Origin of the sequence: Pseudomonas sp. NCIMB 10586 (assembly GCF_023127895.1) — a bacterium.
In the GTDB taxonomy this organism is placed as follows: domain Bacteria; phylum Pseudomonadota; class Gammaproteobacteria; order Pseudomonadales; family Pseudomonadaceae; genus Aquipseudomonas; species Aquipseudomonas synxantha_A.
The window spans coordinates 153,054-177,191 of record NZ_SPKQ01000015.1 but is presented as its reverse complement, the minus strand read 5'-3'; the positions used below and the strand labels follow the sequence as shown (position 1 = coordinate 177,191).

Sequence of the window (24,138 nt, the reverse complement as noted above, 5' to 3'; positions counted from 1 at the left end):
AGACTCCTGCCATTTCGCAATTAGCGGAGTGTTTTTGTAATGTGGCGAATTTTAATCCATTGGCTTCAGGAATGAATCATGCTGATATCGACTTCTAACGCGCCCACCCCCCTCGCTCTTTTTAACAATACGGGTGCAATCAATAACAAACAGCCCGTCAGTGCTGACGCTGTTGGGCGTGCGCCGCTGGATTCTCAGGACAACCCTCCCGCAGCCCTGAACGCTCGCGGCAACTTACCGCGATTCAAACGATCAGAGCCGCTTATGAGCAGCCTTGTGGAACAAGGGATCAGCAAACGTGACCCCCTACTCCATTGCTTCCAAGACGATCTGATAAATGGGATAAAAAAGCACTTTCGTGAGTACGCCGCAGGCGAAAACGACCGATTTGTAAACTTTAACGAATTGAAAGAAGCGGCAGGTCAAATACCAACCACCAGAGCTTTTTCCGCCGAGGCAACCCTCTATGCCAAAATACTCCTGCAGAACCCTCGGGTACTTCGTGAGTTAGATATCGGAATTGGTGACCATGGCCGGCCCGGCGCGGAAGATGGGAGATTTGATATTGAAAACATCGAGCACATGTTAACAAAGCCAACTTATATGGGAGAGCACTTTGCGATTTTGCTGGATTACCGACTCACCTGATTAGTTCGGTCAGATACAACACAGTCGGCGGTGCTTGATACAAGATGGCAAGGTTTCGACAGGCAAGCTGCGTTCGTCACTACGTATCAGTTTGACGCACATCACTGCGTCATGCTCTCCTACACATCTTGTTTCGGGTGCCCCTCACAGGGTGAAACGGGAAACCGGTGCGTCATAGACTTATGGCCAGTCCGGTGCTGCCCCCGCAACGGTAAGCGAGCGAAGCGTCAAATCCACTGTGCTGTGCATGGGAAGGAGACGCTTGTCAGGATGGACTCTATCAAGAGCCGCCCCTCGCAAGCCCGGAGACCGGCCCGAAAATATCAGATAACAAACCCGCGGTGGGCGGGCGCTGTTCAGAACCCTGCGTGCCTGGCTCGCGGGGTTTTCATGCGCTCGTTTCACCCTGATACCTGAAAGGGACGCGCCATGTCGATCATCAGCAGCACTTCGCACTCCGCCAGCAGCACTGCCACCTTGAGCCAACGCCTGACCGCCGCCATCGGTGCGTCAATCCTTGGTGCGTGCCTAGTGTATTTCGCCGGTTTCTCCCATATCGAAGCCGTGCACAACGCGGCCCACGATACCCGCCACAGCGCCGCGTTCCCGTGCCACTGAGACCTGCCGACATGATCAAGCGTATTGCCCAAACCGCAGGGTTCACCGGCTTATTGGCCGCCCTGCTGCTGACCCTGCTGCAAAGCTTGTGGGTCGCGCCGTTGATTTTGCAGGCGGAGACCTTTGAAAAGGCTCCAGCTGTTGCCGAAGTCCCCCATGAACATGCTGCTGGCACCGCTGCCCACACCCACGACGCCGAAGCCTGGGAGCCGGAAGATGGCTGGCAGCGCGTGCTGTCGACCACCGGTGGCAACCTGGTCGTTGCGGTCGGGTTTGCGCTGATGCTGGCCGGCCTGTACACCCTGCGCGCACCAACCCGTACAGCTCAAGGGCTACTGTGGGGCCTGGCCGGTTACGCGACATTCGTACTTGCGCCGACCTTGGGCCTGCCGCCTGAACTGCCGGGCACCGCCGCCGCTGATCTGGCGCAACGGCAGATCTGGTGGATCGGCACTGCCGCGTCTACCGCTGCTGGCATTGCTTTGCTGGTGTTCGGTCGCGGCTGGTTGCTCAAAGTGCTGGGCGTGGCGATCGTCGCCGTACCCCACGTGATTGGCGCTCCGCAGCCGGAAGTCCACTCCATGCTGGCCCCGGAGGCCCTCGAAGCCCAGTTCAAGATCGCATCGCAGTTGACCAATGTGGCGTTCTGGCTGGCCCTTGGTCTGATCAGTGCCTGGCTGTTTCGCCGTAACCGCGACGAACACTACTCGGCATGACCCTCGTCGTCGGCCTGGGTTGCCAGCGGGGTTGTGATGTCCGAACCCTGCTGGAACTCCTTGATAGCGCCCTCGCCGAAGGCGGCATTGAACGCCAACGCATTACCGCGCTGGCGAGCATTGATCGCAAACAGGCTGAGCCGGGGTTGGTGGCCCTGGCCCAATTGTTGAGCCTGCCCTTGCAGTGTTTCAGCGCCGAACAACTGGCCGGCTTTGAACATCGGCTGAGCCACAAATCAGACGTAGCATTTAGCCATACCGGCTGTTACGGCATCGCCGAAAGTGCCGCATTGGCCTTGGCCGAGCAACTCGCCCACGGCCCTGCCCACCTGCTCATCACCCGCAAGAAAACCATCCAGGCCACCCTTGCATTAGCCTGCGCCGGTTAAAATCCCGATAATTGCCGCTCTCGATCATGAGCAATCTTCATGCTCGCCCGTTTTTTCAACAGGAATTCCCCATGACCGTCTACTTCATCGGCGCAGGCCCCGGCGACCCGGAACTGATTACCGTCAAGGGCCAGCGGCTGATCCGCAGCTGCCCGGTGATCATCTACGCTGGCTCGCTGGTGCCTGCGGCAGTACTGGAAGGTCATCAGGCACGCCAGGTGGTCAACAGTGCCGAGCTGCACCTGGAACAGATCATCGACGTGATCAAAGCCGCCCATGCGCAAGGCCAGGATGTGGCGCGCGTGCACTCCGGCGACCCGAGCCTGTATGGGGCGATTGGTGAGCAAATCCGTCACTTGCGCGAGCTGGGCATTCCCTTTCAGATCATTCCCGGGGTCACGGCGGTGGCTGCCTGCGCGGCGTTGCTAGAAACCGAACTGACCCTGCCGGACATTGCCCAGAGTGTGATCCTGACCCGTTATGCGGATAAAACCAGCATGCCGGCGGGTGAGGACTTCGACAGCCTGGCCCGGCACGGCACGACAATGGCCATTCACTTGGGGGTCAATCATCTGGACAGGATCGTCGCTGAGCTGCTGCCGCACTATGGTGCAGATTGCCCGATCGCCGTGGTGCACCGCGCGACATGGCCGGACCAGGATTGGGTGGTGGGTTCGTTGAGTGATATTGCCCAGAAGGTCGCGACTAAAGGCTTTCGGCGTACGGCGCTGATTGTGGTCGGGCGGGTGTTGGCAAATGATAGCTTTGGCGAATCCTCGCTGTACCGCGCAGGTCACGCCCACCTCTATCGTCCTTGAAGATATGGACTGAACCACAGCCAATCCAAACTATCAGACAATCATCATAGCTGGCTGAATTTAGAGCATAAAAAAACGGCGCTCACGGGGCGCCGTCTTTTAAGCTCGCAGTGAACACCTTACTCAGTAGTAGGCGTTTTCTTTCTGCGTGTGATCAGTCACGTCGCGCACACCCTTGAGCTCAGGAATACGCTCAAGCAAGGTGCGCTCGATGCCCTCGCGCAGAGTCACGTCCGCCTGGCCGCAACCCTGGCAGCCGCCGCCGAACTTCAATACCGCGATACCGTCATCCACTACGTCGATCAGGCTCACCTGACCGCCGTGGCTGGCCAGCCCCGGGTTGATCTCGGTTTGCAGGTAGTAGTTGATCCGCTCATTGACCGGGCTGTCGGCGTTAACGTTGGGCACCTTGGCGTTGGGCGCCTTGATAGTCAACTGGCCGCCCATGCGATCGGTGGCGTAGTCGACTACAGCGTCGTCAAGGAAAGCTTCGCTGAAGGCATCGATGTACGCGGTGAAGCTTTTCAGCCCCAGGGCGGTGTCTTCAGGCTTCTCTTCACCAGGCTTGCAGTAGGCAATGCAGGTCTCGGCGTACTGGGTGCCGGGCTGGGTGATAAAGACGCGGATGCCGATACCCGGGGTGTTCTGCTTGGACAGCAGGTCAGCCAGGTAATCGTGGGCGGCGTCGGTAATGGTTATGGCAGTCATGGAAACTCCTCACAGGCTTGCCGGCAGTTTACGCCAAATTATTACGCAGGTACAAAGTCCGAGCATTTTTGTCGGAAAAGCCCCCTATCCCCCTGACCGATGGCGAACAACCGCCCCATTGCCCCTGAAAACAGATCGATCACCAACGCCTGCCTTGCATCACCACTGCCTGGGTCAACTTCAGAAGCGGTTTCCTTTTGGCCGAAGCGCTGGCACTAGGCTCATCGCGCCACATGACCTTCGAACAATTGCTCAACCTGCCAGCGGCACACTTTCACGCCAACGCCGACAACCCCGAGCAGCAGGCGCTGATAGCGGCCACGTCAACAGTAATACGCTGAGCCTGATCAATGCGGTCAAGGTACCGGGCATTACCGATGTCGGTATCGAGAACGTCGGCTCCCTGTGCGTAGGTAAATACATGGTATTTATTGTCGCGTGGCGGGATATTCCGGCCGGGACCGAGTTATTGATGGACTATGGCAAAAGCTATTGGAAGTACTTGAAGCTCTGAGACCGGCCACTTGTAAAGCGCTTCGCCGACCAGATCCTTGGTCACCGAGGCGCTGTCGAAAGGGGTGCTGGAGCATCAACGCCAAACCAGCGTGTGAGCAGGCGGTAGGCAGGCCTCTCCAGCCATTGGTAACTCACAAATGCGCCCAGTCCGATGATGACGATACATCCAGGCAATATGGCGTAAGGGTCGATCCCCGTGCGGTCGGCGATCCAACGCCCGGCGCTGAGCACCAACACGTGGAGTAGATAGACCGAATAGGAGCAATCCCCGAGCACCTTCAACAAGCGCGCGCCCTGGAAGTAAGGTTCCAGTGCCACGCAACTGAAGACCACTATCGCGCTGGGTACTCCCCACTCCAGGGCTCGGGGTATGTCCGCGCCATGATCAATAGCCACCAGGGCCGCTGCGATACTCAACAATGCCAGCCACGGCTTGGCCCGGCATAGGCCGCGCCGATACAGCATGCCGATCACCACGCCCATCAGGAACTCGAAAATAATGTCCTCATGGTAGAAGCCACTGGCCAGGTCAACGGCGGGAGTGATGATGTAGCACACCAGATACAGCAGCGCTGCTACCACCCACAAGCGATAGGCCGCGGGCACCAGCAAGGCAAAGGCAAACAGGCAATAAAACAGCATCTCGAAATTCAGTGTCCACCCGACATCGAGCAGTGGGTAGACGCCGAAGCCTCCCGGGTTTTGGGCCGGTATAAAGAGCATCGACATGAGTACATGACCGGGTTCGAGCCGAGCCTCTGGAAAGATCGCAGGCACAACGGCAACCACGAGAATCATGAGCAGGGTATAGAACCAATACGCCGGAACAATCCTCGCCACGCGCATCAGCATGAAACGCCCGGGGTTCAGCGCTTTGTCGGCAGTCGCCAGGTAAATCACCAAGCCACTGATGACAAAGAACACATCCACCCCAATGGCGCCTTTGTCGACAAACAGAAATTCCAGCGCGTTGCTGGCTTCAAAGTTGAAAAACCCTTGCATGAAATGGTGGCCCACCACACTCCATGCCGCCAAGGCGCGTAGAAACTGCACTGAAATCAACATCGGTGTCCCCTGTCCAGTCCGTAGGTAGGTATCCGACTGCTTCAGCGCTCACTTGGAGAAATGACCGGACCAATACAGTAGTTATAGATTCTCGTAGCGGTTCATGTCCAATACACCCTCTTCCACTGGCGTGGTTTCACGAATGTACCGCGACAAATCGTGGAAGTATTGCCAGAACTGCGGATGACTGCGGCGTACCCCCCAGCGATCGACTATTTTCTCAAACCGCTTGGCATCCTTGGCCTGCTCCATTTGCGTGACGAATTGCGGCACCTCTTGAGCTGGAATGTTGAACATGAAGTTCGGGTAACTGCTCATCACCCCCGGATAGATGGTCAGTGTGTCGAGGCCCGGCTGGTAGCGATAAGCCTCACCCAACAGGAAAGCCACGTTACTGTGGGCACGGTTACGCAGCATGCTGTAGACCACGCGCTGGCCACTCTGGGTTTCGATGCGCAGCATGGTGGCTTCGGGCAACTGGTCGATCACCTTGAGCCCCGCCGCCGGGCGCGACGTCAGGCGGCTAAGCGCCTGTTCGGCGTCCTGCAAGGCCGGGTCGATACCGGTGCGCGAGCAATAGGCCCCGGTGCAGCGGTTGATCGGGTCCGGGCTGACGTTCAAACCGCCGTAACGCGTCAGCAGTTGGTTGGCAAAATCGCGCTTGGGATCTTTCTCGTCCAGATGCAGCCCCGTGGGCTTGTCGTCATCAATGGCTTCATAGTCCAGCCACAACTTGAGCTTGCCACTGTTCTGGTACCAGTCGTCAAGGAAGTCCTCGCGGGTGTCGGCCGGCATCAGACGCAGGAAGTTCTGTTCGGCGCCGTTGCGGATCAGGTCGAAGTACAAGCGCGTCTGGGCCTGGTGCGACACATTGCCGAACACGTCGAAGTTGACTGCCAACTGGTAATAAGTGCGCTCCAGCAGTGGGTAATCGAACAGCCACATCGTCTGCGGCACCTCACCGATCAGGCCCTTGGTCACCGAGGCGCTGTCGAAATGGCGAAAGATGGTCAGCAAGGCATTGTCATTACCCGCCCACAAGCTCGACCAACTCGGCGGCGGCACATCTGCGTAGCTATCGCGGCGCAACGCCTCATACTGATTACGCTTGTCGCGATAGGCCAGCCACAGGCCCAGCACACTGCCCACATCATCGTTTTGCCCAGGCATGGCCAACAATGGCGTGGCCTGGCCGCGGTAACGGGCATCGGTGATGTACAGGTCATGGTCCGGCTCCTGGAACAGTGTCCAGAAGTTGTCACGGATCACGTCCGTGGCGATCTGCCCACGGCATACAGGACCGCGGATGAAGGTGCGCACGAAGTATTCGGCGTTATCCAACATGAACTGATAACGCGCCTTGGCCGGTATGGCTTCGAAGGTTTCGAACGGGTTGGCACGGCGCCCCGGTCCGTAGCCCGGCAAGGCGCTCACCTGCCAGTCACCGGAATAGAACAGGTCTTTGATCCGTGCCATTTTCGCCGCGCTGAACGGGTAAGTGATGTGGGTTTTATGCACGATCACGCCCTGTACCGGCCACAGGCGGTAATAGACCTGAGTGCCTGGGTCATCGTTAGGACGACGGGTCGCGATCAAGTCGATCGGCTGCCCGCTCGGCGTACGCGAACGCACCCACTGGAAGTAATGCCCCGGCTCGCCGTTCTCGAAGTAAATGTGGGCGAGGAACAAATGCTCGTACAACCAGCGCGCCACCAGGCTTTGCCGGGCGCCCGGCTGGTTGAACAGGGTTTCCCATTGCTGCACCTGCAAGGCTTCCCTGGTGCTGGGAGCCAGACTCTGCTCATCAATCGGCGCACCGGAGGCCAGCCAGCGTTGCAGGGTCTGGTATTGCTGGTCGGTCAGGCCGGTAACGGCCAGCGGCATGCCCTCGTTGGGATGGGCGCCGGCATAGGCGTTGAATTCGCCGGGCGTCGCGCACATGTTTTGGCGGTTCAGGCCCAATACAATCTCGTCGGGCAGTTTGGCATTGGGTGGCAATGGCGCGTTATGCCCCAGCTCCAGCATACGTGCCATCAACGCAGCCTGGCTGCCCTGGGCATCCAGTACCGAATAGAAGCCCTTCTGCTGCCAGGCTTGTTTGCCGAACGCGTCATAGAACAGCCGTGTAGTCGGTGTGGCCTGGCTACGCTCGCCATCGTACACCGGCATCTTGCTCGCGCCGCGGGCCGCGCCCTCTGCGCTGCCAAGGTTGAGCTGGCAAGCAGAGTCGTAGCAGGCATGGCAGGCCACGCACTTCTCGGTGAAGATCGGTTGGATATCGCGGGTATAGGAAATCGCCGAAGCAGGGCCATCAGCCTGCGCAGTACTGGCTATCAAGGCCAGGGCGGCGCTGACGATCAAACGAAGTGACATGTATCGGGTCCCGATTCAAGGCGTGCGGTCTGTGAAGTGGCGGTGATTCTACCGGGCCATGACTGCCAACAACATGAGCGATATTCATGCAGAACCCTGACATACTCCAAATCGGCACAGGTTTGCTATGATCCACGCCCTCCGTAATGCCTGACCAGAGTAGTCCCATGTCCGATCGTAGCGCTCGCCTGCAAGCCCTTCACCAAGCCCTCAAGGACCGTATCCTGATCCTCGACGGTGGCATGGGCACGATGATCCAGAGCTATAAGCTTGAGGAGCAGGACTACCGAGGCAAACGCTTCGCCGACTGGCCAAGCGACGTGAAGGGCAACAACGACCTGCTGGTCCTCACTCGTCCCGACGTGATCGGCGGAATCGAGAAGGCTTACCTGGACGCCGGCGCCGACATCCTTGAAACCAACACCTTCAACGCCACGCGGATCTCCATGGCCGACTACGGCATGGAAGAGCTGGCCTATGAACTGAACGTGGAAGGCGCCCGCCTGGCGCGCAAGGTGGCCGACGCCAAAACCCACGAGAACCCGGCCAAGCCGCGCTTCGTTGCCGGTGTACTGGGCCCGACCAGCCGTACTTGCTCGCTGTCCCCGGACGTGAACAACCCCGGCTACCGCAACGTGACTTTCGACGAACTGGTGGAAAACTACACCGAGGCCACCAAAGGTCTGATCGAAGGCGGTGCCGACCTGATCCTGATCGAAACCATCTTCGATACCCTCAACGCCAAGGCGGCGATCTTCGCCGTGCAAGGCGTGTTCGAAGAACTGAATATCGAACTGCCGATCATGATCTCCGGCACCATCACCGATGCCTCCGGCCGTACCCTGTCGGGCCAGACCACCGAAGCGTTCTGGAACTCCGTGGCTCACGCCAAGCCGATTTCGGTCGGCCTCAACTGCGCCCTCGGCGCCAGCGAACTGCGCCCGTACCTGGAAGAGCTGTCGAACAAAGCCAACACCCACGTTTCGGCGCACCCCAACGCCGGCCTGCCCAACGAATTCGGCGAATACGACGAACTGCCATCGGAAACCGCCAAGGTCATCGAAGAGTTCGCCCAGAGCGGTTTCCTGAATATCGTCGGCGGCTGCTGCGGCACCACACCGGGCCATATCGAAGCCATTGCCAAGGCCGTTGCCGGTTATGCGCCGCGCCCGATCCCGGACATTCCCAAAGCCTGCCGCCTGTCTGGCCTGGAGCCGTTCACCATCGATCGCAGTTCGTTGTTCGTCAACGTCGGCGAGCGCACCAACATTACCGGCTCGGCCAAGTTCGCTCGGCTGATCCGCGAAGACAACTACACCGAAGCCCTGGAAGTCGCCCTGCAGCAGGTGGAAGCCGGCGCCCAGGTGATCGACATCAACATGGATGAAGGCATGTTGGATTCGAAGAAGGCGATGGTCACCTTCCTCAATCTGATTGCCGGAGAGCCGGACATCTCCCGTGTGCCGATCATGATCGACTCCTCCAAGTGGGAAGTGATCGAGGCCGGCCTCAAATGCATCCAGGGCAAGGGCATCGTCAACTCCATCAGCATGAAGGAAGGCGTCGAGCAGTTCATTCATCACGCCAAACTGTGCAAGCGTTACGGCGCTGCGGTGGTGGTGATGGCCTTCGACGAAGCCGGGCAGGCCGACACCGAAGCGCGTAAAAAAGAGATCTGCAAACGCTCCTACGACATTCTGGTGAATGAAGTCGGCTTCCCGCCGGAAGACATCATCTTCGACCCGAACATCTTCGCCGTCGCCACCGGTATCGAGGAGCACAACAACTACGCCGTCGATTTCATCAACGCCTGTGCCTATATCCGCGACGAACTGCCGTATGCGCTGACCTCCGGCGGCGTATCCAACGTGTCATTCTCGTTCCGCGGCAACAACCCGGTGCGTGAGGCGATCCACTCGGTGTTCCTGCTGTATGCGATCCGCAACGGCCTGACCATGGGTATCGTCAACGCCGGCCAGTTGGAGATCTACGACCAGATCCCGGCCGAGCTGCGTGACGCCGTGGAAGACGTGGTGCTTAACCGCACGCCGGAAGGCACCGACGCCCTGCTGGCGATTGCCGACAAGTACAAAGGCGACGGCAGCGTCAAGGAAGCCGAGACCGAGGAATGGCGTGGCTGGGACGTCAACAAGCGTCTGGAACATGCGCTGGTCAAGGGCATCACCACGCATATCGTCGAAGACACCGAAGAGTCGCGCCTGTCGTTCGCACGTCCGATCGAAGTGATCGAAGGCCCGCTGATGTCCGGCATGAACATCGTCGGCGACCTGTTCGGCGCCGGCAAAATGTTCCTGCCCCAGGTGGTGAAATCCGCCCGCGTAATGAAGCAGGCCGTGGCCCACTTGATCCCGTTTATCGAGCTGGAAAAAGGCGACAAGCCGGAGGCCAAGGGCAAGATCCTGATGGCCACGGTCAAAGGCGACGTGCATGACATCGGCAAGAACATCGTCGGCGTGGTGCTCGGGTGCAACGGCTATGACATCGTGGATTTGGGTGTAATGGTGCCTGCCGAGAAGATCCTGCAGGTGGCCAAGGAGCAGAAGTGCGACATCATCGGCCTGTCCGGCCTGATCACGCCGTCCCTGGATGAAATGGTGCATGTGGCCCGCGAGATGCAGCGCCAGGACTTCCACCTGCCGTTGATGATCGGTGGCGCGACCACCTCCAAGGCGCACACGGCAGTGAAAATCGAGCCCAAGTACAGCAATGACGCCGTGATCTACGTGACCGACGCCTCGCGCGCCGTGGGTGTGGCCACGCAGTTGCTGTCCAAGGAACTGAAGGCCGGTTTCGTCGAGAAAACCCGCCTGGAATACATCGACGTGCGTGAACGCACCTCCAACCGCAGTGCGCGTACCGAACGCCTGAGCTACCCGGCGGCCATCGCCAAGAAGCCGCAGTTCGACTGGAGCAGCTACACCCCGGTCAAACCGAACTTTACCGGCGCCAAGGTGCTGGACAATATCGACCTCAACGTCCTGGCCGAGTACATCGACTGGACGCCGTTCTTTATCTCCTGGGACCTGGCCGGCAAGTTCCCGCGCATCCTTGAAGACGAGGTGGTCGGTGAAGCCGCCACTGCGCTGTACGCCGATGCCCAGGAAATGCTCAAGAAGCTGATCGACGAGAAACTCATCAGCGCCCGCGCGGTGTTCGGTTTCTGGCCGACCAATCAGGTGCAGGACGATGACCTGGAAGTCTACGGCGACGACGGCCAGCCCATCGCCAAACTGCATCACCTGCGCCAACAAATCATCAAGACCGACGGCAAGCCGAATTTTTCCCTGGCCGACTTCGTCGCGCCCAAGGACAGCGGCGTGACCGACTACATCGGTGGTTTCATCACCACCGCCGGCATCGGTGCCGAGGAAGTGGCCAAGGCTTACCAGGACGCTGGCGACGACTACAACTCGATCATGGTCAAGGCCCTGGCCGACCGCCTGGCCGAAGCCTGCGCCGAATGGCTGCACCAGCAAGTGCGCAAAGAACACTGGGGCTATGCCAAGGATGAACAACTGGACAACGAGGCGCTGATCAAGGAGCAGTACAGCGGCATCCGCCCTGCCCCCGGCTACCCGGCGTGCCCGGATCACACCGAGAAAGCCCAGCTGTTCCAACTGCTGGACCCCGAGGCCCGTGAAATGCACGCCGGGCGCAGCGGGGTGTTCCTCACCGAGCACTATGCGATGTTCCCCGCAGCAGCAGTCAGCGGCTGGTACTTCGCCCACCCGCAGGCGCAGTACTTTGCCGTGGGTAAGGTCGACAAGGACCAGGTCGCCAGCTACACCGCGCGCAAAGGCCAGGACCTCAGCGTGACGGAGCGCTGGCTGGCGCCGAACCTGGGGTATGACAACTGAGGTTAAACCCCGACCACCCGGTGCGGCGCTCTTATAGTGCTGACTCAGGGGCGCCGGGACGGGCCCGGCTGAGGTGACGACGGAGCGGGCATGACAGGTTCCATGCCCGAAAACCGCTGTATCTCTGCCCGGGACAGCTCCATGCGTTTCTGAGTACGGGCGGCGGCCCGTTCGATCTCCAACTGGCCTATGGCTTGCTCATAGCGCGCCATGCTCTGGGCATCGCCCCGATCACTGTGCGCGTCCTCCAAGGCTTCATAACGGCGTGCCAGTTCGTCCTCAAGGGCCTCGAACTGTTCGGCGTAACGCTCATCCAGATAACGCAACCAGTACTCACGTTGAATCAGGCTTTCGACAAACGCATCGGTACTTTCAGTTGCCAGGATTTGTGCGCGTAACTGTGCCTGTAGCTCGGCATTGATCGGGTTTGCGAACGCCATGTAGGTCGGCTGTCCAGGCAGCTCCAGGCCGTCGGGCCAGCCGCGGGTCAAGCCGATCCGGTAACTCAAGCGCACCTCGGCCCGGTCCATGCCCACCGCGGCGGCTTCTGCCAGTTGATCGGCCCTGCTCAACCGAAACAACTGCCGCGACAGGTTCAGCAGCGCCCGGCCCCTGAGGTCGAGCCGCTGCTGTGGGATATCGCGCAAGGCGCGGTATTCGAACACCCGCACTTCCATCTCACTGAACGTGAGGATGCGGCCATCGATACAGGTGCCATGGGTTTCGGCTTCGATGAACAGGGTACCGCGCAACTCGGCATTTTCTGCGGCCCCCGCGATAACGCCCCATACCCGTTGCGTGAGGCTTGGACGATTGAGGTTGAATTCCGAGGTCAGGCGCAACAGCGAAATGAGGTGGAAAAACCGATCATGATCCTGCGCCTGTGCCAGTTGATTCCACAGCGCTGTTCGTTGCGTCGCCAACTCCGCGGACGTATCGGCCAACCAGGGGTCAAGTGCCGGCTGCGCGGTATTTTGCAGCGGGTTTTCAATGCTCTCAGCCGGCAGGTAGCCGGCGTCCGGATCACTATCATCGTCGTCAGAACCAGAGCCCGAATCAGCATCGGAGTCGGAGTCCGGGTCCGACTCAGTGTCGGACCCGCCATAATTGCGACGATGGGCGCGGTCGAGTTCTGCTCGCGAAAAGCCCATGACCTCATTGGCCTCATGCGCCTCGGCGTAATTGCGCATTTGTTCAAGGGCTTGCGCGGTCAGGTTATGGTTATCGGCCAGGTCCGTACCTGACACCAAGCCGTCGTGCGCGCCTTCGAGTAAAGACTGCGGGAAGGACACCAGCGCATTGCCGCTCAGGTTCAGCCGGGTCAGGTGCTGCGACTCCAACGCACCCTCGGGCCAGCTTGCGATGTCGTTGTAGCTCACGTCCAATGTCTCCAGGCGACTGAAGTCCCGCATATCAAAGGCCTGCAGGTTGTTATGATTCAAATCCAACCAACGCAAGCGCTCACTGCGCAATCGAGCAGGCAACGACGGCGCTTGCGTGAAGGCGTTGTAGGCCAGTTCCAGACGCTCAAGCTGCTCCATGCGTTGAACGGCTTCGGGCAGTGCTGTCAGCTCATTACCACTGAGTATCAACCGGTTCAATGGGCCAAAGGCGGCTAAAAACCCGTTGCTGCCTTGCGCAGTGAGCTTGACCCCAGTCAGATTGAGGCTGCGCACATGGGTAAACGGCACGGAGAGCGCGGGAAAATCACCAGGTTGGGTCGCCTGCAAGCTCAACGTCTCGACCTCGCCAGCCGGGCGCCCTTCTACCACAGCCCGAACCCAGGATTCGCGGATCGCCTGCGCGGGGGTTACTCGCTTCAGACTGTCGAGACTGTCGCCAAAAGCGCGCGCCTCGCGGGTAAACAACCAACCATTCAACTCACGCGTCAGCACGTCATGGGTCTGATACCACCGAGCGACCTGCGTATCTATTTGCAGGTCGCTCAGCCCCGTCTCGCGCAGTTGCCTGACCCTGGCCATGGCTTGCTCTTGCGTCAAGAGCGGGCTTAACGCCCTTATCGCATTTTCCGGAACCCCCTCAAAGTGTCCACTACCCGATGGCAAGGGCAGCAAATAGTGCGCTACCGAACCTGCGGTGTGCTTCGGGGGAAACACCAGGGGTTCCTGATCCAGCGCAAACCGACTCAACGCTCCCTCAGGCAATCCTTTGGTCGTCTCGACCCGACGCCGCGCTGCATTGAGTACCGTCGTGCCTTCGACGCTCAACGGGTTGCCTGCCAACTCAGTGCGCATCAACACATCTGAATCATCAATCGCAAGCGGTGCAAGGCTCGTCAACTGATTGTCACGTAAGTCCAGGCAAGCCAATTGCGCGAGGTGTTCAGCGCCTTGCGGCCATTCCCGTAGCATCGATTCGCGCAGGTTCAGCGCCGTCAGGCGGGTCAGTGCGCTGACGTCGAGGGTGCCCAGCCGGTTGTATTGCAGGCTCAGCACTTGCAGCCTGTTCAACCCATTGAATTGAGCCTGTACTGCCGGGGTCACTGCGATCTGGTTGTCGGACAAGTCCAGGTGTGTCAATTCCGGCAGGATGTCCGCACTGATCGGTACCTCAGTGAGGCGACTGAAGCGCAGTTCAAGGCTTTGCGTTCCGGCGAACGCCTGGATGAAACCACTGAGCTGATCAGGCGGCACATCCTCCAGCCAATTCACCTTTAACGTTTTGACATGCGAAAAGGTACCGGCCGGCAACACCGGCAATTCGCGGATTTTTTCAGCGACCAGGGGATTGGTCGGCGACATCTTTGGATCCGGCAGTTCAAACATCGAAATATCGATATCGGTCGGCAGGCCATAGCGTTGGCATACCGCCCCGCGCCAGCTTTTCTTCAGCAACGCCAGGATGCTTGCATTCTGCCCGTCCCTCCAGCGCACCCGGAGTACGGGGACCAAAGAGGGTTCGTAGAACGGCTTGAAAATGCCGAGGTGTTCTTCACGCAGCGCTTGCACGGCGTTCATCCGCGTTTGTGGTGTGTTCCACAGGCCCATGACCACGTCCGTCATTCGACGGCCGACAGGGACCTCGCCCATCAGCAGGCTCAGTTCTCCGCGCGCAAAGCCTCTGACCATTTCGTCCAGGTTCGCCAGGTGTGGCCCGAACGACCCCGCATAATTCCTGACGTGCTCATAGGCTGGCTTGAAGTCTTCATAGCTGAACGTCGACCAGTCCAGCGATAACCCGCTCCATAACCGCTCGTACCCGCTATAGAGCTCGGCAGGCAACGTGGCAATGGCGGTCTGGGCCAGATCCAGTCGCTCCAGAAGCGGCAGTTTCTGCACATAGGCGGGCCATTGCATTGGCACGTTGGGCGCCACGATCTTCAAGCGTTTCAAGCGTTTCAAGCGTTGCAAGGGGCTTAAATCCAGGCCGTTGAGGACGTGGCCGTCGTAGGCGAAATAACCGAGCTCCAGGTGTTCAAGGCCGGCCAGTGCCGTCAATTGCGACGATAACTGCGCGGTCAACTGATGTGCATCGAAGCTGACTGCCAAATGTTTGAGCCCTGTGAACTGTGCCAACACCTGGGGCACGCGGGTCAACTTCGGGCTGGCATCCGTGGTTTCTACGGTTGGGAAATAGGGCGGCCGCAAGGTCAGTTTTTCGAGAGAGGGAAACTGGCTCAGAAACCCATCGATATTGGTGTCATGCAGGGCCGTACCGAGAACAGATAGTTCACGCACGTATGAAAAGTTCGCCGTCAATGAAGGCAACGGTTCATTGAGGGTCAACGCCAAGGCATCGGCACTCGGCACTTTCCCGGCCAACCAAGAACGGCCCCAGCTACGCTTGAGCGCTTCCCCGGCGAGGAAATTGCTCTGACGATTGGCTACCGACGAGCGATTGACCCAATGATTGAGCGCGTCATGCAGCGCCTGGCGCTCTTCAAACAGTGCTTTCAACCTGCTGACGATTGCTCGGCCATCGTTCCCCGCCCGTACCAGCTCAAGGAAAAACGCATTGATCTGCACCTCATCCAAATCCGGATAGATTATGCGCACCTGATGAGCCAGCAGCGGGCTCACACTCGGCCCCCGCCCACTGGCCTGATAACCTATCAGTGTGTCGTTGATGCGCACCGGCGGCTTGAACCTGGGCACTTTCGGCTCCAGCCACGCCGAGGCCTCCAGACGATGCGCATCGGCTTGCTCGATCAGTTTGCGTTGCAACACGGCGTGTTGGCTGACCTGCGGCACTCCCAGGCTCTGGCGCGCCTCATCGGGCAAGGCATGCATCAGCGAGGCGAAAAAGTTGTCGCCCTCCGGTGCCAGACTGTTGAGTGCTTCGCCCCGCTCATCGAACGCCTGGTAGCTGGGGCCGTGCTTGACCAAGTATTTTTTCTGCGCCGCGGTGGATGCACCAATGCTGTCGATCAGCGTGCCACGCGTGTGGGTGCTGCGCACTTCCAGGCGCAACGTATCCGGCCAGCCCGGCAGCGTTTGAAGGGCATGCAGCGCCAGCCGTCGGCTGTCGGCCGCGGCAATCGTCTCGCTACGCAGCCCGGCGTAGGCTCGGGCCAACCGTCCTTGTCGCGCATACCAGCGAGCTTCCTCGAGCATGTTCAAGGGTACGCGCGCGGTGGCGGCTAGCCGTTCAAGCTCATCGACACGGGCGTGGTCGAGCACCGTTTGCGCTGCCGCCTTGCTGAGCCCCGGGCAGGTGTGCTGCAGCAGGCTGATACGCTTGTCCAGCGGCTCGGTGCCGCCGTAGATACTGTCGAAAATCGCCGGCCTGCGCTGGCGCGCATAGTCGGCCAGTCGCTGGTTGAACCTCGCCTTGCGCGCGTCGAGGCTGCCTGGGCCGTCGGTGCCGAGCAACTGCACCCGCTCTGAATCGTCCAACGCCAATAGAATCCGCGCAGGCACTTCGCCGCCGAGAATATCGCTGCGCCCCACCTTGATCGGCAGCGCTGCGCGCCCACCTTTAAACGAGCGGTGAGCACCATACTTGACCGACCGGCCGAAGGTACCAGCCCCCTCGAACACTTCCAGTACGCGCCCTCGCGGCCAACCGGGCATTTCAACGATCAACGGCAGCGCATACAGGTACAGGTCATCAATATCACGGGTACCCTCTAGTTGCTCGATCACCCGTGACACATCTGCATCCGCCTTGAACAGGCGCAGCGTATCAATCAGCTCGGGCGGCGCAAGCGTATGGTCCATATGCATCTTGCGCAGCGTGTTGTCGCTGACGCCGCTGACATCGGCGATCTTGAGCAACTCCTGGTCAGTGAATACCTCGGTTTGATGCCCCATGCGCCGCAACAGCGTCAACCGATCCCACTCCAGCGGGCGCTCCAGGGTATGCCGCCAGGCGCCGTGACCGTTGTGCTCAAGCACCGGTTGGTAGGCCTGGGGGTCGGAGGGGTGCTTGATCCGCCACTTCTGAATTGACTCGTCAAAGTATTGCTCGTAAACCTGAGGGCCTTGGCGGATATAGGTCCTGCCCTCTTTCGCATACTGCCCTTGGGCGTTGGGGTAGGCGGCGCGGTCCAGGGTCACGGGGTGTTCATAACCACTCAGGCTCGGCTTCCACAAGCGTTCCTGGCCATCGGGCCGCTTAACCTCGCTCAGTGCCTCGATCACCGGCTCGGCCTTGGCCGCTCGCCAGCGACTGACGCCCGCCCCCACACCGGCCATCACGGCGATCTGTGCCAGGTTCTCGGCCACGTCAATCAAGTGCGCCTTGGCCGCCTTGCGGTCACCTTCGCCCCATTCAATCGCACCTTCCAGGGTTTCATAGAGCAACTGCCCGGCCATCACCCCCATCATGACCTCGCCCAGCACCGGTACGAACATCGACACCATGTTCAACCCCAGCATGCCGATTTCCAGCAGGTGCGCCAGTTTGGCGTCACGGGCCTTGGCATCCACGTCCGCGGTGGGCACGGCATGGGCCCGTGCATCTGCGATTACCTGCTCGCGGTGTTGCTCGTAGAAGTACTGCCAAGGGTCGATGTTCGCCGCCCAGATCCCTTTACCGCGCCGCGTGCGCGTTGAGGGATCAAGGAAAGGGTCGGGGTTGGGTTCAAGCTTGGCAGGCGCCTCGGGCGGCAACTCCTTGATGCCGGTGATGAAGTGCGGCGTGGTGAAATCCAGCAATTTCTTCCACGGTGAGCGCCAGATGTCGGTGGGTGAGTCGGCGGCTTTCTGGGTGAACTGGCTGAAGTAGTAGGGCCGCTTGTCGTAGGGCACGAAGCGACTGAAAAACTGCTGGTACGGCGTCGGCGAGGGATCATTGGCCTTGGCCGGGTCGCGGGCGGTGAACAGGCGCTTGAATTCAGCCTGCATTTGCCGCCAGCGGTAGCGCTTGAGCGGATGCTCAGGGTCCTGGGGCACATAGATGATCAGCTCGTCCGGGTAGCTGTATTTCTTGCAGATCGAGAACACCATGCAGCCGGTCATCCGCAGCCGCATCAGGCCCAGGGTCCTGAACCAGACCTGCTTGTCGCCCATCCAGGGATGAATTTCACCCTCGATCACCGACAGCAGCATGCGGTGATCGGCCGGCTCGATATCGCCGGTCAACAGTGCCTGCTCGGCGGCGGCCCTGACGGCGGCCTTCTGATTGGCGATGAACTGGTCACGTAGGGTGACTTGCGCGCTGGCGTCTTCGGGGTAGAAAAATGATTGCAGGTAGGCCTGGTATTTGGCGCCGATATTGAGGTTTCGACACAGCGTCAAAAACTGGCTGACCTTCAGGTTGATCGCCACCGAGTGGTAGGTGCCGGAGGTGCCGGTGGCTTGCATGAACCCGGAGGTCTTGTGGTAAGCGCCCTCCTTGCACTCGTAGGCCTCAAAGTTGTGCAAGGCCGCTTCCAGCAGGGGCAGTTTCAAAAACTCGAAATCCCCCGCCTCGACTTCGGCAATCCCCACCGCCAGCGGGCGGCGCAGGCACAACAGGGTTTTGTCGACATCGAGGTCCAGTCGGTACTGATCCTTCAGGGCTGTGAGCAGCAAGGGCCGGGCGAAGTCGTCGATGCCCTGGAAGGAGGCCATCGTCTTGTCCAGTTGCGTCTGGGTGGTGAGGTTGGCAAGAAAACGGCCGGTCACCTCATTGCGTTGCTCAGGCGTGGCGTTCGCGAGCCACGCTGGCATGACCGTGCTGGCGTCCTTGAGCGCCTGCTTGCGGGCCGGCGTCGCGCTGATCAGCCAATCAGGACTGCTGCGCTCCAGGAAGTCACCGTGCAGGCTTTGGGTGGCGTTGAGCTTTTTCACCGGCTCAGGTACGTCGTTGGTTGGCACGCCCGGCGAAGAAAGCTGGGATGAAGAGTCCATCGTGTCACTCCTTTGAAATGGACTGACAGCACATCACGGCGCCCGCTAGGCCAGGCGGTGCATATATGACGTCGTGCGCGTTCGGGGCGGGGCGCCGGCAGTGGTATTCCTGTACCGCCTGCGGGGTCACCACATTCGATTTCCTGTCGCTTCTATCAAACAGGTAAAAGGATTTCATCATGCCCACCCCGAGCACCCCCACGACCCTGAGCCAACTGCCCGCCCAGGCCATCCATGCGCATTTCGCTACGCGCCCGGCCTTGTATTCCGTGGTGTTCAACGCCCTGCGCAGCCGTATCCTGGAGCGCTACCCATCGCTCAAGCTGGACTTGGCTACCGTCAAGCTGGCCAGCCCGCACCCCGATGGTGTGTACACCTATCGGTCGTTGATGGAAGTTGCCATCGCCCATGTGCTCAACCCACAGTTGCTCGACCTGCGGCCCAAACACGGAATGGCGTACTACCTGACGCAACAGATCCCCACGATCCTCAAGCCTGATGCCGCGCCGCTGATCGACATGCAGGCAATCGCAAGCATCATTGATGAACTGCCCGAATCGATTCACCTGTATTTCCAGGCTGCGCTGGCCGACTACTGGAGCGAAACCGACAGCCATGGCAGCAGCCGTTGGCAGTGGCTGGGCGAATTTCTCAACGGCCGGATGACGGCAATAGCCGCCAGCCAATCGAGCTTGAACCCGACCCAGCGGGACATGCTCAGGGTCGTCGCTACCTGGCCGGTGCAAGCCGCGCGCCTGCCCCAATCCTCACCCGCCACCTATGTTTATTTGATTGAGAACACATTCACCCATGCCGGCGAACAGGTCAGCCTGCTAACCCCCGACCTGCTGCTGGTGCGCGACAAGCAGGTGCTGCTGTACAGCGTGGCCGGGGATACCCAGGCGTTTGACGGCCTCGATGACTTCGGTGTTGCCTGGGGAGCCAGGATGCAGGCGCGCTTCCAGTTCGACAGCCTTACGTGGCGGCGCAACGAACCGGACGGCAATGTGTTCGAGCAACAGGCCGGCCTGATCCTCAATCAGCAACTGGAAGACCTGGCGACGTTGAAATTTCAGGGCCAGGACGAAAGAACGCTTGAACGACGCCTGGAAAAACTCACCGATCCGGCGCTGCTGTTTACCCAGGTGCCGACAGCCGCTGAGCCGACCTTGCAAAAGGTCAATGAGCAACTGCCGCCATGGCTCGCCCAGGCCAGCGCCACCGACCGTTTTGCCTACCATCGCCACGTACAGGACATGGCGCAGGTGCTGCAACGCAACCAGGGCCGCTCGTTCAACGAGGGCATTGAAAACATCTACGGTTTCAGCCGCGCCGCGCTGCGCAAGCAGATGCAAGCCGATCATGGCGACTGCGACCCTGACGAAGTGGTGCTGGACTTTGCCGTGGCCGCCGGTTATCCAGGCGGCGCCGGTATTATCGAGCATGTGCGCATGTCGCTGACGGAGTTGGCGCTGAAGAACCTGGCCGGCAAACCTAAAGGCACACTGACGCTCTCAGCCAAAGGCTCCCAGGCGCTGCCGACCTGGCTGGACGAAGACTACCTGCTGGGCAGTACCGGGCTGATCCAGCGTGTCGATATCGGCGCCACCTATCCACAAACAGTCAAAGACACCTTGTTGTCCGACACGGTTGACGCGCGCCGCCGGGAAACCCTGTTTACCCGCGAACTCAAGGTCAAGCTGCCGATGCAGGCACTGGAATACAAGATTCGCGGGCAGCATGGCGTCACCGTCACCGGTTATCGCTACGTCAAAGCGTTGATGGGTGAAATGCCCTCGGACCGAATCGTCGACGAACAGGAGATTGTTCTGCGCCCATTGGCCCTGTGCCGCAAGCACGGGGCCGCACCGGATGAAGTCAACAACGCGTTCATTATCGAGCCGCGTGATACGAGTGTCGGCCCGCACCTGCTGTACCAGCCGCTGTATGCCGAGGCCCTGCATGAATCCCCGACCCGCCAGGCCTTGCTCGACGCACTGGCCGCGCCCGGTGCGTTGCAAGACACGGTGCTGGCGTGGCTGAGCGACACGGCCCGCCCCATCTATGACCATGGCGGCATCAAGGAACCGCACATCATTCGTTTCCTGCCCGGGGATGAATTCAGCATCCCTGAAAAGCCAGCACCTGCGACGCTCGCCGTCGATGAAGGCGCGGGCGAATGGCTGCAATCGCAAGTCAACGGTCAACTGCTCAATCATCTGTTCGGCAGCACGGCACGGGCCTTGGTCGACCTGGCGGACCGCGAGTCGGTGTCCAACCACGAAAGCCGCTGGGCCGTCGTGATGGAAGGCGCGTGGTTGCTGTTCAATACCCTACTGTTACCGCTGGTACAGGGCCCGGCCATGCTGGCTGGTTGGTTCATGGTGCTGGTCAGCAGCCTGGAGCAGGATCTGGCCGGCCTGGACAGCAACGATCCCACCACCCGTGAGCTGGCCCTGATCGATCTTTTGCTCAACACCGCCATGGTGCTGCTGCACGCCACTGCCCCTTCCGATCGGTCTCGACAGCCGTTGTCGGAGCCCTCCGCGCAGGAGCATGCCCTGCACCTGGAAACGTGGCGACGCCCGGTGGGCCTGCCCGCTGCGCAAGAAGCGCCCATAGTGCGCCATGGCCCAGTATCGCTGCCCGGTGAACCACCGGCGACCGGCCACACGGCCCTGGACTTCGGTCACTCGATTGCCAGCCCTCAAGCCGGCGCGAAGTTGCTCAAGGCGCTGCTCGATGTGCAAGTTCCGTGGCCCACTCCGCTACCCTCCCCTCTAACACACGGTGTTCTCAAAGGGCTGTACTGGATTGACGGCAAGTGGCACGCCAGCATCGGCGGGTTGTTGTTTCAGGCGAACGTGGTGCCGGGTTTCAACGAGGTCTACCTGGTGCATCCGGACCATCCCCAGCATCCCGGCTTCAAGCTGGTCAGCGATGGCCAAGGGCATTGGCGGCTGGACCGGCGTGCCAGGCTGGAGGGTGGCATGCCCAGGGACAGCTTGAGTGGGTGGAAGTCAAAGCGTGACCAGCGTATTCGCACGTTAAAACAAGAATTTGACGCGCTCTTGATAGAGATGAATTCAGAAGTGATCTCTACCGCGGTGTTGGAGTCCATCTTGAATACGACCCGCGCCAATCTGGCCGACCAGGCAACACTTCTGAGAAAGGACTGGCTACTCCTCGGCACCTCAGCCAGCATCCCGCAGCTCCACGCCCAGGTCGCCAGGCGCCACGCGGCCAGGCGAGTCGATACAGCACATGCCAGGGCCCAGTGGGAAACAGCACTCGACAACTACCAACAAAACGGCCGGACATTGATCCCTGTGATGCAACGAATCGAAGCCAAGGCCGATGAACTGATGCAAGCCGACCGCACAGATTCCACACGCAGGCAAACACGAGATAAGGCCACAAGAATCATCTATAGCTACTGGAGTTCGGTCTTTGCGTGTCTGGCGCAAAAAATGGCCGACACTCTGGTAAGCGACAACGGCGAAAACTCCGACGAGCTCGGTGAGCGCGCCAATCGAGAATTACCGGAAAACATCACCCATGCCTACGATGAGTACATCAACACCAAAAAGCGCCAAGTAGCGGCCCTCAATCAAATGATCGAGCCGGCAGAACAGATCGAGACCTTCCTCAAGCAAGCCGACCCTGCACTGCGCCCATTACTGTTGGAAGGAGACCCTTCCGATCAAAACATCTCCTCAGTGGCGATCAAACAGCATGCACTGCTAGTGTTCACTGATTTGGTGTTCAATCGAACCCATCGCCCAATGGGGGTGATGGAGTTTCCGTTCATCCGTGTACTCCACGACCCCCAAATCGTCAGCATTGTGCTCGCACATACAGAAATGCGCACCACCTCAGGCTACTCGACGGTGGAGCAAATCAATGTCCTCAAGGGTGCCCTTGAGCGCTATGAGCAACTGGAGAATGCCGTTAAGTCGTTGTACGAAATGAACTCCGGTTTCGTGCGGGAGGCTTATCGCGTGTCGTACCTGGAACACCTGGGTGAGGCACGTTCAAGCCTTGAGGCGCAACTGGCCAACTTGATCCTCGTTGAAGAAAAGATTGCCCCCAGGCCGGCTCTCGACAAAACCAAACGACAAAAATCCACCACCCGGCGGGTGATCAAAACCGCAGACAAGAAGAGTCTGGTGGGCGACATGCGTACGCACCAGCCCAATGAACCGGGCAATTATGTCGACATTGCCGACCCACTCACCGGCGCAATCATCGCCTCTTACCACGAACATCCCAGCGAAGGCGTTTGGAAAATCGTCAAGCCCGAGAGTGTGCCGGCAAAAACGCCCGCGCCTGTGGTTCGCTCATTGAAAAGAATCAAAGCGGATGCACAAACCATCGAAAACGAGCGAACCAGTATCAATGAACGTATTAGCTTCCAACAGCGCAAACTCCAGGAGCCCAGTCAACGCGAGACAGTCAACCCCAGGGATTGGGAGGAGATGCTGAGTCAACATGCGGCAAAATTTTCAGCATTGGCCAAGGAGCTTGAGAGCGCGACTGGCGAAGAAGCCGCTGCCCTGCGCAAGCGCTACGATGACGCGGCAAAAGCTGCCTCTAAACAGGCTCACAAGGTGTGCGCCGAAGGGTATCTGTTACAGCGCCCCAAAGCCTACAAGGTCGATTATTTACACACACATGGTTTTGTTGATATCAACCTGGTGAAGAAAAAAAAACGTATTCCACTGAAGGCCGGTGACTTTCTCACCGAATATGTCATACGTGACAAACGTAAAATCAAACCAGGAATAAAGTGGGAGGAAGCTAACCTGTGGTACGCGCACTTCCATTACACCTCCGTCGACTCTCCCGTCTCACCGCCTAATTACGGCCACCTGAAGACCCCAGCAGAACGCCTGTTTACGCGCAAAGAACTGATGGAGCGGGACAAGGCCAATAACCGCGTCGTGATCTATCTGGATGACGCACGGATCGATGCGCCGCTTGATCAGAAGCTGTTCCTGCACCTGGAGGTGTACGGTCGTTCTTGATCGTTTCCACTCGTGGGAACGATCAAGAAGCAGGGTTCAGAGGGCTGATACAAGCCAGCCGCGTGCTGCCCAATTGTCTATGCTCTG

12 protein-coding genes and 1 riboswitch are annotated in these 24,138 nt (G+C 59.6%); of the genes, 8 read left to right on the top strand and 4 right to left on the bottom strand.

All coding sequences use genetic code 11. The features are described 5' to 3' along the window. Positions 1 to 78: 78 nt before the first annotated feature. From E4P01_RS07865 to cobM, 5 genes are all read left to right on the top strand, one after another. Positions 79 to 648 carry a hypothetical protein gene (locus tag E4P01_RS07865; protein ID WP_216091537.1) on the top strand — a complete coding sequence of 190 codons (570 nt, stop codon included), beginning with the start codon at positions 79 to 81 and terminating at the stop codon, positions 646 to 648. Between the two features lie 118 nt (positions 649 to 766). Beyond that, positions 767 to 981, top strand: a riboswitch (cobalamin riboswitch). Positions 982 to 1,077: 96 nt separating this feature from the next. Next, positions 1,078 to 1,266, top strand: coding sequence for a CbtB-domain containing protein (locus tag E4P01_RS07860; RefSeq protein ID WP_032875937.1), 189 nt, complete (start codon positions 1,078 to 1,080; stop codon positions 1,264 to 1,266). Between the two features lie 11 nt (positions 1,267 to 1,277). Further along, a complete protein-coding gene (locus E4P01_RS07855; protein WP_032875940.1) occupies positions 1,278 to 1,982 on the top strand; it encodes a CbtA family protein in 705 nt (234 codons plus the stop codon). Continuing rightward, positions 1,979 to 2,371 (top strand): cobalamin biosynthesis protein, encoded by a 393-nt coding sequence (locus E4P01_RS07850; RefSeq protein ID WP_032875943.1) that lies wholly within the window; start codon positions 1,979 to 1,981, stop codon positions 2,369 to 2,371. The genes E4P01_RS07855 and E4P01_RS07850 overlap by 4 nt, the downstream gene beginning before the upstream one ends. Positions 2,372 to 2,442: 71 nt before the next feature. Beyond that, positions 2,443 to 3,189, top strand: a complete 747-nt coding sequence (gene cobM, locus E4P01_RS07845; RefSeq protein WP_078821508.1) for a precorrin-4 C(11)-methyltransferase — start codon at positions 2,443 to 2,445, stop codon at positions 3,187 to 3,189. A 123-nt stretch (positions 3,190 to 3,312) separates the two neighbouring features. On the opposite strand, the gene nfuA is transcribed toward cobM, so the two are convergent. Then, on the bottom strand, positions 3,313 to 3,897 hold the full coding sequence (nfuA, locus tag E4P01_RS07840; RefSeq protein WP_003190728.1) for a Fe-S biogenesis protein NfuA: 585 nt from the start codon (positions 3,895 to 3,897) through the stop codon (positions 3,313 to 3,315). Between nfuA and E4P01_RS07835 the strand changes: the two genes are divergently transcribed. Beyond that, the gene (locus E4P01_RS07835) at positions 3,896 to 4,411 is read left to right on the top strand and encodes an SET domain-containing protein (protein ID WP_248129966.1); all 516 of its coding nucleotides are present in this window, start codon (positions 3,896 to 3,898) and stop codon (positions 4,409 to 4,411) included. The two genes, nfuA and E4P01_RS07835, sit on opposite strands and share 2 nt — an antisense overlap. A gap of 41 nt (positions 4,412 to 4,452) precedes the next feature. Here E4P01_RS07835 and E4P01_RS07830 read toward each other — a convergent pair whose 3' ends face one another. Next, the gene (locus E4P01_RS07830; protein ID WP_216091538.1) at positions 4,453 to 5,478 is read right to left on the bottom strand and encodes an acyltransferase; all 1,026 of its coding nucleotides are present in this window, start codon (positions 5,476 to 5,478) and stop codon (positions 4,453 to 4,455) included. Between the two features lie 81 nt (positions 5,479 to 5,559). Further along, on the bottom strand, positions 5,560 to 7,851 hold the full coding sequence (locus E4P01_RS07825) for a fatty acid cis/trans isomerase (protein ID WP_216091539.1): 2,292 nt from the start codon (positions 7,849 to 7,851) through the stop codon (positions 5,560 to 5,562). Positions 7,852 to 8,018: 167 nt separating this feature from the next. On the opposite strand from E4P01_RS07825, the gene metH reads away from it, so the two are divergent. Then, positions 8,019 to 11,729: a methionine synthase gene (gene metH / locus E4P01_RS07820; protein ID WP_216091540.1), complete on the top strand. Its 3,711-nt coding sequence runs from the start codon at positions 8,019 to 8,021 to the stop codon at positions 11,727 to 11,729. Positions 11,730 to 11,773: 44 nt separating this feature from the next. Here the strand turns inward: metH and E4P01_RS07815 are convergent, their stop codons facing one another. Continuing rightward, entirely contained in the window at positions 11,774 to 19,024 is a 7,251-nt protein-coding gene (locus E4P01_RS07815; RefSeq protein WP_216091541.1) for an NEL-type E3 ubiquitin ligase domain-containing protein, read from the bottom strand. A gap of 179 nt (positions 19,025 to 19,203) precedes the next feature. On the opposite strand from E4P01_RS07815, the gene E4P01_RS07810 reads away from it, so the two are divergent. Continuing rightward, a complete protein-coding gene (locus E4P01_RS07810; RefSeq protein WP_248129964.1) occupies positions 19,204 to 24,051 on the top strand; it encodes a DUF6543 domain-containing protein in 4,848 nt (1,615 codons plus the stop codon). The last annotated feature ends 87 nt before the right edge of the window (positions 24,052 to 24,138 follow it).